Below are 14,320 nucleotides of genomic sequence, written 5' to 3' on the forward strand. Positions count from 1 at the left end.
AAAAATTTTATAAGTATGCCACCTTGTTCTTTTTAGCCAGCGCTTCCTTAAAGCTTAGAACTGGAGTCTCCCATACGGCGGTCCGAACGTTTATCACCGAAGAGCGGTCGCTATCCAGTGCAGCCTGAAACGCCTCTTTAAATTGGTGCGGTTTTTCCACGGAAAAGCCTAGGCAGTCAAAACCTTCCGCGACCCTAGCATAATCTACAAAAGGTAGGTCAAAATGTTCCTTGTCGAAGTTCAATTTACTAACCCACTCTATCCAGCCCCAGTCACTGTTATTCAGCACCACATTGATTATTTTCAAACCAAATTTCTTTAAGGTTGCCAGCTCGGAAACCGTATAGGCAAATGCTCCGTCCCCGCTGAGACAAACGATGTTTCCTTTAGGTTGGGCCATGCGAGCGCCGATGGCGGCGGGTAAACCAAACCCTAACCCAGCTAATCCCCTGGGGAAAAGCACCTTACGTCCGGCCTGCTTAACACGATAGTAAACTGCGCCCCAACCGCTGGTAAAACTGGCATCGCAGACTAAGATATCTTCAGATCCCATCATTTCCGATAGCTCCTGAACGATTCTCTGAGGCTTAATAGGAATATCGGCGGTCAAATCGTCTCTCATTTCCTTCTCCCACTGCTTTTTGGTAGCGGCTACCTCATTTAGATACTTTTCCTTGGTCTGTGGTTTTCCATCTGTACGCTCATTTAGCGCCCGCAGCAACTGCCCCAGACCCACTTTAGCATCGGCGGCAATGCCGGCCTCAGTTTTAAATACTTTTCCTATTTCTGAGGCATCAATATCCAAGTGTATTACTTTCTGCTTCGGTGTTGGCAGTGTCCAAGAGAATGTGGAATTTTGACCAGATTTAAAGCCTACCAGCAGCACTACATCCGCCTGCTGGGTTAGTTGATAGGTGTAATTAATGCCAATGCCGCCCAACATACCAATAGACAAGGAATGATTTTCAGAAATGACCCCCTTACCGGTAAAAGTAGTTGCAATCGGCATGCTCAAATATTCTGCCAGCTTCTCCACTTCCTCATAAGCGCCTGATATCAAGGCACCGCCACCGGCTATAAGCACTGGCCGTTTGGCCGTAAGTAGCAAATCAGTGGCGGCCTCGATCTCATCCGCCGCGGATAAAGGCCTGTACGCAGGGTAAGAATTTTTTGATATTGTTGGGTCGGTCTCAAACTCGCTCAAGTCACACTCTGCGGAGAAAACATCCTCAGGGACAGCCAGCACCACAGGTCCCGGCCTGCCGGTCAGAGCCTTCTGCCAGGCACTTTGCACCAGTTCCGGAAGTATTTTAGGTGAAGTAGCCTTGGCCTGCCATTTGCTCACCGGTCGTAACATTTCCAACTGATACATGCCTTGGGACGCCGTGCCGTAATCTACTTTGTTTACCCAATCTAAAGGAAGGTCACTAATCAAGGCCAACAAAGGGGTAGATGAGTTGTATGCCTCACCAAGCGCGGTAGGCAGTTGGGTCACCCCCGGTCCCACAGTGGCATCGCAAACTCCCAATTCTCCAGTCACACGGGAATAAGCGCAAGCTGCATAACCTGCATTTCGCTCTTCCCGCATAGTTATATGCTTTAAATCAGGGTAGGCATCCTTTACCGCATCATACAGCGGTAAAGTCTGTCCTCCGGGTACTCCAAAAATGTATTTGACGCCTCGCTTTTTCAGTAAGTCAACAATTAAATGTCCTGTGTGCATAAAATACTCCTTTCTTTTGCTTTAATAATGAAATTTAAATGGACTAATTCATTTAAACTCTTAAACCGAATTTGAATGGGAATTAGAAGACTTGCCCTGTTTCCTTAGCTCCCGTTTTAGAATTTTACCCGTGCTGGTCTTAGGAAGTTCTGTAACAAACTCAAAGAATTGTGGCACTTTATACGATGAGAGCTGCTCCCGGCAGTAGCCGCGGATATCGTCTGCGCTAGACTTTATTGAATCTTTTAGTACGATTACCGCTTTAGGCACCTCTCCCATGTCTGAATGGGGCACACCTATGACGGCAGCCTCAAGAACTTTGGGATGGGAATACAATACTTCCTCTACTTCTCGAGGGTAAATATTGAGGCCGCCCCGGATGATCATGTCTTTCTTGCGATCAACGATATAATAATATCCGTCTTCATCTACATAACCCATGTCGCCAGTATGAAGCCACCCATCTTTCAACGACTGTTTTGTTTCATCGGGCTTCTGGTAATAACCCTGCATGACATTAGGGCCGTGGCAGGTAATCTCACCCACGGTGCCGGTGGGAACTTCATTATCATCGCTATCCACAATCTTAATATCAACCCCGGGAAACGCCTGGCCCACCGAACCAAGTTTTTTAGCACCTCTAAAGGGATTGGTAGCAACCACCGGGCTAGCTTCAGAAAGACCATACCCTTCTACTATTTCAAAACCAAAAACCTCCTTAAAACGGTTGAACACCCCTTCAGGAAGGGAAGCGGCCCCGGTAAAGGCAACTCTTAGAGCGCTGACATCATATTTGGGCAGTTCAGGGTGATTAAGAATAAATGCATACATGGTCGGCGGACCGAAGAAGAAGGTAATCTTTTTATCCTGGAATGCCTGTAAAGTATCCTCGGCACTTATCCACCTATCTTTTAAAACCAAAGTTCCACCGCTTACCAAAGTTGCATTCATTACACATGTCTGGGCAGCAGAATGATAAATAGGTGCTAACACTAGTGATCTTTCATCCGCGCTAAACTCCAATATCCTAGCAAACTCCACCGCGTTAGAATAAAGGTTAGTGTGACTAAGCATGGCGCCTTTGGGTATACCGGTTGTCCCCGATGTATAAAGAAATTCGATAACGTCATCGTCTTTAACTTGGTTTTGCCCGCTGCCTAACACTGGTTTCAACAGTTGTTCCCAGTTTAGTATTCCTTCTATATTCGCACTGTCTGTGATAAAGATATTTTCAATGGAGTTAACCTGCTGTTGAATTGCCTCAATCATCGTGACATTATCCGCAGTAGTTATTAACACCTTGGGCTGGCAATCTTCAATAATGACCTGTACTTCACGCTGCCGGTAGCGTGGGTTAACCGGTACGATCACTGCTTGAGCCAGAATAATACCAAAATAAGCAATAACAAACTCCGGCGTATTATCCAGCATCAGCACTACCCTATCTCCCTTGGTAACGCCAAATCCCTCTAGCCGACGACCGACGGTACGCGCCATATTTAAAAACTCTCGATAGCTTATTTTCCTCCCTTCAAACTCCAAAGCATTTTTGTTTGGGGTTTTTTCGGCAACCCTCTCCCAGGAACTAATAAAATTCATTAACAAAACTCCTTTCATTAAATTCCGTTACCCTGCGGAAGCAGAGTTTGAAATTTTTAAATATTAATAATATAGTAAATTTTCTGATATTTAATAATGCAAGTAATGTGCCAATGCTTCACCTCTCCTAAATTCCAGACTTAATGCAGTTTCAGGCAAGCTCCGATGCAAATCTGGACGATGAAATATTTCACCAGTTCCGTTGTAACCCCAACAACATAGGGGTTTTCCTTGACGATGTCGACGAAACTACCCACGGTGAATTTTTTCACCGTGGTGATAATTATCACCGGAAATTACAAGATACGACAATCCCGCAGTTGTTGGAGGTTGTGGTAATCTTTACGCCTAAAGTAAGACAATTGAAAAATTACTTAGGGTAACTGATTTCGTATCGCTGAATTTTTTTTTCACAATAGTAGAGTGGTCCACTTCCAGTATTTTTGCCGCCTTACGGGTGGACTTGTATTCCTTCAGCGTGTTTATTATCAATTCTTTTTCCACCATCTGCGTGGCCTTCTTAAGTGGTATCAATTGACAATTGGAGGCTCTTCTCGGCGCTTGAACGCTTATGCTGGAAAATCCACTGGCTAAATTCAGGCTACTAATTTGCTCCTCCTCACTGGTTACCACCAGTCTTTCAACAAAGTTTTCCAGCTCTCTCACGTTTCCCGGCCATTCGTAACTTTCCAGTGTCTTACATACTTCAGCATTCAGACGTTTATTTAATCCATACTTTTCATTATATTTTCTCAGGAAATAAAAAGCCAATGGGATAACATCCCTCTTTCGCTGTCTAATAGGAATTACATGAATTGGAACAACATTGAGCCGATAGTAGAAGTCTTTGCGGAAAGTTTTTTCTTCCACCATTTTTTGCAGGTTCTTGTTAGTAGCGGCAATTAGCCGAAAATATAATTTGATTAGTTTGGTGCCTCCCACGCGATAGATTTCCTGCTCCTGCAGGGCTCTCAACAATTTCACCTGCAGATTAACGGGAATGTCCGCAATTTCGTCAAGCAGTGCCGTACCATGGTTTCCCACTTCTAAAAGGCCTAATTTCCCTTGTTTGCTGGCGCCGGTAAAAGCACCTTTTTCATATCCGAATAATTCAGATTCCAACAAATGTTCTGGAATAGCACCACAATTAATTTTAATAAAAGCTTCCTTATTGCGTTTGCTGGCTTTGTGAATGATTTTGGCAATAACCTCTTTACCCACTCCGGACTCCCCTGTAATCAGTACAGTAGAATCCACCTGGGCCACCTTAATGGCGAAGTCAATAATACTGCGCATCTCCTTACTCTCCGCCACCATTTCATCCAAAGCCAACTGTTTAGCCCTAAACCGCTCTAGTTCGGAATAATATCGAGCTGACTTTTCTTTCTCTCTTTCAATCTGATCTTGTAAATAATTAAGTTCACCAATATCTCGGATGTTAGTAACTACTCGGGTTACCTTGCCATCTTCATCAAAAATTGGATTCCCGGTGATGAATATTTCTTTGCCATTTTGTAACTTTTGGCTAATTGTCTCAGGTTTGCCATTTCTCAATACACGCAGACTGACAGATTCATTAACGAAATCTTCCTTTTCCAAGTCTTTCATATTTTTACCCAGTAAATCCCCCGGGTCAATTCCGGTAATACGTTTATAGGTACTGCTGACTCTGACTAAAGTACCATCACCATCGGCAACCACTATGGAATCATACGAATTCTCAATAACCGTATCCATTTCTTCTACTTTTTCCTTCAATCGGGCATTTTCCAGTTTTAAACTTGCAAACTCCTGAAGTAAACCCGGGATGGTCAGGTCCTCAGTCAATATACCTACCGCTTCTCCATTATGCCCTTTAATCATAATTGGCTCGCCGACCCGGTTAAGTGCTTCATTGAGCTCGACTGGATCATCTGACTGCGCGCAAAAATCCAGTTTCGTCAGTTCTAAAACACGTTTTTCACCTTGACCTTGTAATATTTCCAAGCATACTTCACTGAGGTAAATTAGGCCAAGCGGCTCCTCTTTCCCATTAATTACTACCGCTACAGGCGTGTTCTTCTCAGCCATTACATGTGCACATTCAATTAGAGATGCATCTTCCTTAACCTTCACCAACCGCTCCTTTATAATTATCGATGCATTTATTATCAGGGCACCGCTGCTAGTATTGGCATGGCCAATAGCAATTGCCCCGCCACTGACATTGAGCCTATCTTTAATCTTTTCCCATTTACTGTCATCACCGCCCAACCAGTATCTTACTGCTTACTAAATGGCCTCAATTCTTCAAGTTAAGCAGTAATGCTTTCTGTTATAACGAAAAATGACCGTTTTCCTTACTATAACCCTTTTTTTCAATTTATCCTTTATAGTTATAAAAACCCCGACCAGCCTTTCGCCCGAGATGACCAGCCCTCACCATCTTTTTTAACAGCGGTGATGCGTGAAACCGGCCGCCAAATTCTCTCTGCAAGGTCTGCAAACCGTTAAAAACGGTGTCCGCACCAACTAGATCAATCAGTTCACACGGACCCATAGAAAAATTTGTGCAAACTTTTATTGCTTTATCAATTTCTTCGGGGTCATTGCCGTCCATCACACAATTAACTGCTTCATTTAACATAGCATCCAAAATTCGAGTTACAATAAATCCAGCATAATCCACGGCTTGGACTGGTTCTTTGCCCAAATCTTTGATAAACTGCACCCCTGCTTGAAATATTTTTTCAGAGGTATCAGCACCAGGAATAACCTCTACCCCCTTCATCAAAGGCACTGGATTCATAAAATGTAGTCCTAAGACTTGAGTAGGCCTATTTGTAACTGCACCCATTGCAGTAATAGGAAGTGCTGAGGTATTGGAAGCAATCACTGCTCCAGTAGGGGCATATCGGTCTACTACTTGAAAAATATCCTTTTTTATCTCTAGATCTTCAATTACTGCTTCAATTACTAGGTCTACCTCGATGACAGCCTCCTCAATACTGGTAGTTACCTTCATCCGGGATAATGCCGCCTCCTTATCGGCTGCGGATAATCTATTTTTGTCAACGTCCTTTCGCAGGCCTTCGGAAACAAATTCAACCGCTTTATTTAATACTTGGTCTGATAAATCATACAACCAAACCTGACACCCTTTCTGGGCACAGACCTGGGCAATTCCTGATCCCATTACACCGGCACCTACAATAGCCACTTTCTCAAACTCCAAGTCACCAACCTCCTTTGGTCAATAAACGGCTATAGCCATTTTCGTTTAATTACTTGCCTTCATGGGTGGCCTGTTTCGGCCAGTAAAAAATTAGAATACATCTGCTTAGTCTAACCTAATGATTAATTGAGCAAATACCATGCCAAAAATCACATTATAATAAAATGTCCCGTTTTTTTACAGCTGCCCCTCTTAATCACAACTTATAAAAACTTCGACTTTAGCATAAAATTGCTCCTAAGGTTCAATATTCTCAATTTTACGGGTTTATCCGCTTATATCCCCGTTTCGGTAATTGAGAGGTATATCCCACTAAAACCGCTCAGAAGGTCGCTTACCGAGTTCCGTTTAAAAGGTAAATTATTAATGCTGGGAGGAAATATTAGAGTAACTGGGCGAAGACCGGCCAATTCGGAACAATACTGCACCATTATGTTGGTACGTTTTTGCACCAAAACATAAAACCCCCTGTTTTTGGCACAAACTCGTACCAAACAGGGGGTTGGGTCTGCATCTATATGACCACCGTTCTAGTCAAAGTCCAACTTATAGCGTTTTATCTTACGTATAACGGTAGAGTGAGTAACGCCCAAGGATGTAGCTGCTCTTCTTACAGTTTTATGTTGTTTCATAGCCGAAGAAATCAATCTTTTCTCGACAGTTTCCACTGCTTTTTTTAAGCTAATATCGCTTCCTTCTTCAAATTGCAAGTCATTATTATCCTTGTCATGAGATATCCGTGAAATGTGCTGCGGCAAGCATCTCATCTTTATTACCGGGCCCTCATTAAATATGACCATATTCTCAATGGTATTTTGTAATTCGCGCACATTACCTGGCCATTCATAACCCTCAAGAGCATTGCATACTTCCGGGGTAAAGACCTTATTGGTCTTATACTTTTCGTTGAATGTTTTTATAAAATGGTAGGCTAGGGGTATAATATCATCCTTCCTTTCCTTGAGACTGGGAATTTTTAAGTTTACTACGTGTAGTCGGTAAAAAAGGTCTTTACGAAAGGTCTCTGCCTCAACCATTGCCTGCAGTTCCTTATGGGTAGCTGCAATAATTCTTAAGTCCAATTTTATAGGTTTTACCCCACCCAAGCGGTATACTTCCTTGTTTTCTATGGCTCTTAAAATTTTAACTTGAAGACCTAGGGGTAAATCGCCAATCTCATCAAACAAGATGGTCCCTTTGTTGGCTACCTCTAAGAGCCCCATTTTCCCTTTTTGGGCACCGGAAAAGGCACCTTTTTCGTAACCAAACAACTCCGACTCTAACAAGCTTCCGGGGATAGCACCGCAGTTGATTTGAACATAAGGCCCGCTTTTTCTGCTGCTATATTTATGAATTAACTTTGCTATGATTTCCTTGCCGACACCCGACTCTCCAGTCACCAAAACGTTCACATCCACCGGAGCAACCTTTAGCACACTCTCCAGCACCTTTTTCATTTTGGCACTTCTCACTATTATATCGTCGGTTTCCAATAGTTTGTTGCGTAATTCTTTCAATTCAGTCAAAAATGCTTCGGGGTATTTTTTAATGCCCCCGTTAACAATATCCTTTAACTTGTTTAGCTCACTCATCTCCCGATAGTTGGCAACATAGAAAGATACCCCGCCATTCTCGTCATAAACAGGTACGCTTGTAATCAGCACTTCCACACCAGTTTTCACTTTCTGGGTAATAGATAGAGGCTCTTTGTCCAAAATTTTAGTTGAATTTGTCAGAGTAATACCCTCTTCCAACATTTCCTTGGCCGTCTTACCAATAATTTCCTCCAAGGGTATCCGGGATATCCTCTCAACCGCTTTATTAGCATAAAACACGCGTCCCCTGCAATCGGACAATAGGTAGCCGTCGAAAGAGTAATCCATAATGTGAAAAAACAGCCGCAAAATGTTTTCGCCCTCCGACTTATGCAGACTGTACCGAGCATTTTCATCTTCAGCAAGCAAATGCAGTTTGTCCACAAACATATGCTTGATATTTTTATACTGACTCATGGTCACTCCCCCGAAAAATATAAATACCAATAAAAGACTTAAGTTTTAGATTTAAAAATACTAATACAGTTACTGTACATCAAAACGAAGCCTTTGCCAAATAGTTATTATCGATAAGGGAACTATATATCCGCCATCCGTATTATAAGCCCCGAAAAGCCATAGGGAGGAAATAGATCCTATGGTAGGAAAGCCAACGATGTTCGTGTTATGTTTTTCTAAGTGCATATGAGAATAAAATGAATGACTTCAAAACTGAAAATGAAGCTAGCATCGTTTCAAAAAGATGCCGGTTCGCTAATTATTAATTAAAATTCTTTCATATCTTTGAAAAAACCTGCCGAACATAAGATGGTCTTACCATCTATATAACTCCCTTGCAGAGCGGCCTGCTTTCAGCTATCAGAAAGTTAGTCTCGCATTCTAATCACTTGGAAAAAAAGCTCCCACAGCTGAAAAGTCCGGGCCAATTCCCGGGCGAGGTCAGCTAGGTGGGTGCAGCCCAAAGCACCGCCTACAGATTTTTGCCACCCCTGAGGCGAAACCGGCTCTCCCAAAAGATGCGCCACCTGCTCCTCACCTTTCTTACAGATTTCGTCGACGGAACGAATAACCTGGCCTTTAGCGGCAAGCACTTTCCTGTCTTTGCTCACCTCTATTGCCAAAGCCATTTGGTGAAATGAATCCATTAAGCTTCCTGTCAGATAATAACGGCCTTCTCTTTCCTCTAAGAAGGAAGATCTATGTCGGGTAAAGAGCAAATCACTCCGTACAGGGCCTGCATGTTGATAAAATTTTGTTTTCACGTTTTCCAGGTTACTATAGTACACACATGAGTCGGTAAATCCGTCTTGAAAATATCGTTCATAATCTTCAAAGGAAGAATATCCTCTGTCTTTATGTATCCAAAACTCAGCCTGCAGTAATCCCTTGAGCCCTTCTAACATTACTTCCGCCCAGATGCCCCGTTTATCCTCCTGGGCTGCCTCTAGAAAAATCTTGCTGGATCCTAGATAGGCCTCCCTGCCAAGCAGTCCGTCAAGTTTCCGTCTACCTCTTTCCCATGGGCCGCGGTAAACGTCTATACAGGCTTCGAGTATTTTGAAATCGCCGGGTTGGACTGTAAACCAACCCTCAACTTCGCAAAATTTGTCCAGATACACCGTTTCAATATAGAGATCAGACTCATTTTTTCGTACTGTTGTTCGCCACTGTCGGGCGAAAAGCTGCTTGTTCATTAATACCATCCCCACTAGAAAAATAGTCACTTATTGGTGTCAGGCACCAATAAGTGACAAATAAGTGACACCCTTGGTGCCTGACACCCAAGCTGTTTTTACCTATGAATACAAAAATTCCCTTCTTTGCTGCGGCAGCCGTTACAAGATGTACATGCTGCTTGCGTCAATTTTCCTTGCCGCCATCTTTTTATTAATCCGGGTTCTCTTAAAAATGGTCTGGCTAAAGAAAAATACTCTATCTTTGTTTCTTTCAGAATTTTTTCCATGCCCTCAGGGGAACGTAATCCACCCACCAACATTACTGGGGCATTTATCTCTGCTGCGATTTTTGCAGCATATTCTAAAAAGAAGCCTTCCTTTTCACCGATATCCACATCTGAGCGGCCGAAGCTTATCTTTTTTGATTTTGCATTACCGCCGCTTACTTCCACGGCATCAATACCGCGTTTGTCCAGTTCTTTACAAACATATAAACTTTCTTCAAAAGTTAACTCCTTGTCAACGAAATCTCTGCAATTAACCTTAACCATCACCGGATAATCTTTTCCCACCCGGCGGCGGATTTCATCGTATACTTCAAAGATTATTCTCGCTCTATTGTCAATGCTGCCGCCATATTCATCGGTTCTTTGGTTATGGTAGGGATTAAGGAATTGACTTAACATATAGCCGTGAGCAGCATGAATCTGCACCCCGTCAAATCCTGCCTTTTTTGACCTGACTGCAGCATCACCAAAGGCTTTAATTAGGGTCTGGATTTCTTCTCTCGTCATCTCTTTGGCGACCACGCCGGTAGCCATTTCTGGGACGGCTGACGGGCCCCAAATAACTCTATCTTCCGTTTTGAAAGTTGTCTGTGTACCGCCGCCTGCTATCTGCAGCACTATTTTACTGCCCAAATTATGAACCGTGTCAGTAAGGACATTATATTCTTCAATAAAAGAGTCATCGTAAATTCCCATCATACCAGGGTTAGGCTGCCCATCCTCCATTACAAATGCATAGCCGGTAATGATAAGCCCTACTTCGCCTTCGGCCAATTCCCTGTACACATTCATCAACCGGGCAGTGAGGTGCCCATTTTCGTCGGCCATTCTCTCCCAGGTAGCGCTGCGGACAAATCTGTTGTTTAAATCGATGTTATTTATTTGTGTTTTATCAAATAGCGTCTTCAATTTAACCATCACTCCCCATTACTTTAAGCATTGGCAAACCATAGATTTGGCCGCAGTGCCTAAAACCCCTGCTAGAAAGCTAAGTAACCTTACCACCAAAAATACTTTCGGAGCACTATTTAAAAACCGGTTCTCGCTTTTCTAAAAAGGCTCTTATCCCCTCTTCTTTCTCTTTGCTGTCATTCAACAGGGCGAAAACCTTTCCCTCATATCTTATGCCTCTGCGTAAGTCAAGCTGGGTACCCTGATTGACCGCTTCTTTCAGCATGCTTAGGGCTAGAGCCGGTTTTTTAAGCAGCGATTCCACCAATTTCTCTGTTTCGGCTTCTAGAGACGAAGGTAATACCGTCTTGTTTAAGAGGCCAATTTTCTCAGCTTCATCGGCGGAAATTGGCTCACCCATATAAAGCATTTCTTTGGCCTTGGTAATACCGATGGTTCTGGGCAACCGTTGGGTACCGCCGGCTGCCGGTATTACACCCAAGTTGATCTCTGGCAGGCCTATTTTTGCGCCCCGGACAGCTATACGGAAATCACATGCCAAGGCTAATTCCAACCCGCCCCCCAAAGTGTGGCCGTTGATTGCCGCTATAATGGGAATTGGCAAATCCTCTATCCGATTCAAAAGGGTATTGACCATATGGTTAAAGTATAATACCTGCCTGACAGTTTCGCGTGAAGTCATTTCAATGATATCCGCACCGGCACAAAATGCTTTACCCTCTCCGGTCAACACCAGCACACGCACTTCTTTCTTTGCTATTTTATCCAAAACCTGGCCCAGTTCCTCTAAAAACTCTGTATTAATGACATTCATTTTTTCCGGCCGGGTAAATGTAATTCTGGCTGTTTCTTCTGTTATTTCCCATTTAATTGTCTTCATCTGCATGTTAATTCCCCCTCTGACGGGCAGACTCGCATACATTCTACACAACTGAAATACATACCTACCATATAATTCTGATAAAAATTCCAAATCTTTTCTGAACTCATCAAAGCAGGGATTGCTTCGGGCTTACTCTGCAGGGCCTGTGTAAGCTCCATGCCGTGTTTAATTAACGCCCTTAAACCAAAGGGCTCCCCAACCTGTTTACTGCACAAGCCTACATCCACTCCACCCTCAGTAATGGCCCCGGCGGGACAGCTGCTCATACAGCGGTTACAACCGTCGCACCGGGACTTCACCCGGTCAAGGGACGGTAATGGGTCAGTAGGTAATGCTTCCAATGGTGCCTCAGTCACAACCCCTGCCAGCCTTAGCCGGGGTCCCCATTTTGGAGTAATAAGCAGGCCATTTTTGCCAATAATGCCCATTCCTGCCTGGGCCGCCGCTTCCTTCAGTGATACATCACCCACCAATCCCTTGGTAGCATGACTCATCTCCAACGGAAAATATGGGGGGATGGGCAAAGATTTAGCACCCCGGGTTTCCAATGCTAATGCCATATCTCTGGCAGCCGCGGACAGCCGTTCATCCACACTTTTAAACTCACTGACTGCATGACGAATCTCGCCTGTGTTAATGGGACCTTCCAGCACCCTCTCCGCGTAGATAACCATGCTTTTTGCACCGGGAAGCCAACCCTGAATTTTCGCTGCTTCTTTCAGCAAACCTATGGATACCCTGCCAACCCTGGCTCCATTTTTAGTCTGTACCATTTACATCCCCCCCTGTTTGGTTCAAGGTGTGGTGGCAGGAACCAAATAAGTGACATATAAGTGACATAAGTGACACTTCGGTGTCAGGCACCACTTTCCTTATAAGTGACACTTCGGTGTCAGGCACCACTTTCCTTATTTTTTATCATTGGTAAACATATCCCGCAGTTCCCGTTTAAGGATCTTTCCGTAAGCACTTTTGGGAAGTTTGTTAAGAAATTCAACCCGCTTAGGTTTCTTATAGCCGGCAAGATTGTCTGCGCAGAACTGGACTACATCATCCTCACCCAAGTCCAGCCCGGGCTTAGTTACCACCACAGCCACCACTATTTCACCCCAGTATTCATCGGGCATGCCAATCACTGCTACCTCGTGAATTCGGGGATGCTGAGCCAGTACTTCTTCCAATTCCCGAGGGTATACATTGGCTCCGCCGCTGATAATTACATCTTTTGAGCGGTCGACAAGATAAATATAACCGTACTTATCCTTATAACCCACATCACCTGTATGCAGCCAGCCGCCCCTCAATGTCTTTTCCGTCTCCTCGGGACGTTCCCAGTATCCTGTCATTACTGCCGGCCCCCGTACTACTATCTCTCCCTTAACTCCGGGAGAAGCTTCCTTGTCTTCTTCGTCAAAAATCTTAACTTCGGTACAAGTCCTTTCTATGCCCGCGGACAGTAAACGGCGCACCTCTTCTTCGCTGCCATCAATGACGTGTTCCTGAGGCCGGAGGTAAGTACCGGTCATAGGGGTCTCACCCTGACCGAATATCTGCACGAATACTGGGCCAATCTTCTCAATGGCCTTCTTCAAATCTTCCACATACATTGGTGCACCACCGTAGACTACCCATTTCAAGCTGGACAGATCATAATCTGACACCTCGGGGTAGTCAGCCAACATTTTGATCATGGTAGGTACGCCCCAAAAGTTTGTCACCTTAAAGTTATCGATAGCTTCCAATACATCTTTGGCTCTAAAGTATTCCTGGACGATATTTGTACCGGCTTTGGCCACTACGGCGATGGCGTGAATACCGCCGCCGTGGCTCAGCGGTGCTGCCTGCAGAGCGATATCTTCAGGATGAAGATGCATTAAGTCAGCGCTCCAGCCCACACTTGTTGCTACTAGGTTAGCATGGGTCAGCATAGCTCCTTTGGGCCTGCCCGTTGTCCCTGACGTATAGAATAACCAGGCCAAATCATCCTTGTCTACATCAACCATTTGCTCTTCTTCGGTCCAATTGTCGCTGATTAGTTTTTCATAATCCAACTGCCCCTCGGCAGGGTCAGCCTGAGATATATAATGCTCAGTATGAGGCAGTTCTTTAGTAATATCCTTCAGGTCTTCATTAAAATCTTTACTGAAAAATACTGCGGCAGCGCGGGCATCGTTTAAGTGATATACTACTTCCTTAGGATGCAATCTGAAATTCATGGGAATTGCGCAGCAGCCCAGCTTAAAGCAGGCAAATAATGTTTCCATGAAACAGTGGGAATTTTTTTGATAAATCCCAATTCTATCTCCTTTTTGGAGCCCCATATTTCTTAAGGCTGCCGCCAGGGAATTAACCCTCTGGTTCATTTCTTTATAGGTATATTTCTTGTCGCCAAAAACCTGAGCAATATTATCCGGATAAGAAACAGCCGCTCTGGTCAAATAACTGCCAACATTCATTGTAAAAACCTCCC

At 44.0% G+C, this 14,320-nt stretch carries 10 protein-coding genes; all 10 read right to left on the minus strand.

All coding sequences use genetic code 11. The annotated features are described in order from the left end of the window. Nucleotides 1-7 precede the first annotated feature (7 nt). The 10 genes from MFMK1_RS13585 to MFMK1_RS13630 all read right to left on the minus strand — a co-directional run bounded on the left by MFMK1_RS13585 (nucleotide 8) and on the right by MFMK1_RS13630 (nucleotide 14,306). A complete protein-coding gene (locus tag MFMK1_RS13585) occupies nucleotides 8-1,723 on the minus strand; it encodes a thiamine pyrophosphate-binding protein (RefSeq protein WP_366922232.1) in 1,716 nt (571 codons plus the stop codon). A 60-nt stretch (nucleotides 1,724-1,783) separates the two neighbouring features. Next, nucleotides 1,784-3,322: a class I adenylate-forming enzyme family protein gene (locus tag MFMK1_RS13590; protein WP_366922233.1), complete on the minus strand. Its 1,539-nt coding sequence runs from the start codon at nucleotides 3,320-3,322 to the stop codon at nucleotides 1,784-1,786. A 348-nt stretch (nucleotides 3,323-3,670) separates the two neighbouring features. Further along, nucleotides 3,671-5,575 (minus strand): sigma 54-interacting transcriptional regulator, encoded by a 1,905-nt coding sequence (locus tag MFMK1_RS13595; RefSeq protein WP_366922234.1) that lies wholly within the window; start codon nucleotides 5,573-5,575, stop codon nucleotides 3,671-3,673. A 109-nt stretch (nucleotides 5,576-5,684) separates the two neighbouring features. Continuing rightward, nucleotides 5,685-6,536: a 3-hydroxyacyl-CoA dehydrogenase family protein gene (locus MFMK1_RS13600; RefSeq protein ID WP_366922235.1), complete on the minus strand. Its 852-nt coding sequence runs from the start codon at nucleotides 6,534-6,536 to the stop codon at nucleotides 5,685-5,687. Nucleotides 6,537-7,066: 530 nt separating this feature from the next. Then, the gene (locus tag MFMK1_RS13605; RefSeq protein ID WP_366922236.1) at nucleotides 7,067-8,548 is read right to left on the minus strand and encodes a sigma-54 interaction domain-containing protein; all 1,482 of its coding nucleotides are present in this window, start codon (nucleotides 8,546-8,548) and stop codon (nucleotides 7,067-7,069) included. Between the two features lie 410 nt (nucleotides 8,549-8,958). After that, complete coding sequence (locus MFMK1_RS13610) at nucleotides 8,959-9,786, minus strand: DUF2889 domain-containing protein (protein ID WP_366922237.1); 828 nt, start codon at nucleotides 9,784-9,786, stop codon at nucleotides 8,959-8,961. A gap of 98 nt (nucleotides 9,787-9,884) precedes the next feature. Beyond that, nucleotides 9,885-10,964 (minus strand): NADH:flavin oxidoreductase, encoded by a 1,080-nt coding sequence (locus MFMK1_RS13615; protein ID WP_366922238.1) that lies wholly within the window; start codon nucleotides 10,962-10,964, stop codon nucleotides 9,885-9,887. A gap of 115 nt (nucleotides 10,965-11,079) precedes the next feature. After that, nucleotides 11,080-11,853: an enoyl-CoA hydratase/isomerase family protein gene (locus MFMK1_RS13620; protein WP_366922239.1), complete on the minus strand. Its 774-nt coding sequence runs from the start codon at nucleotides 11,851-11,853 to the stop codon at nucleotides 11,080-11,082. Beyond that, a complete protein-coding gene (locus MFMK1_RS13625) occupies nucleotides 11,844-12,623 on the minus strand; it encodes a 4Fe-4S binding protein (protein ID WP_366922240.1) in 780 nt (259 codons plus the stop codon). The genes MFMK1_RS13620 and MFMK1_RS13625 overlap by 10 nt, the downstream gene beginning before the upstream one ends. Before the next feature lie 135 nt (nucleotides 12,624-12,758). After that, nucleotides 12,759-14,306 (minus strand): acyl-CoA synthetase, encoded by a 1,548-nt coding sequence (locus MFMK1_RS13630; protein ID WP_366922241.1) that lies wholly within the window; start codon nucleotides 14,304-14,306, stop codon nucleotides 12,759-12,761. Between the last annotated feature and the right edge of the window lie 14 nt (nucleotides 14,307-14,320).

Origin of the sequence: Metallumcola ferriviriculae (assembly GCF_035573695.1) — a bacterium.
Taxonomy (GTDB): Bacteria; Bacillota; JADQBR01; order JADQBR01; family JADQBR01; genus Metallumcola; species Metallumcola ferriviriculae.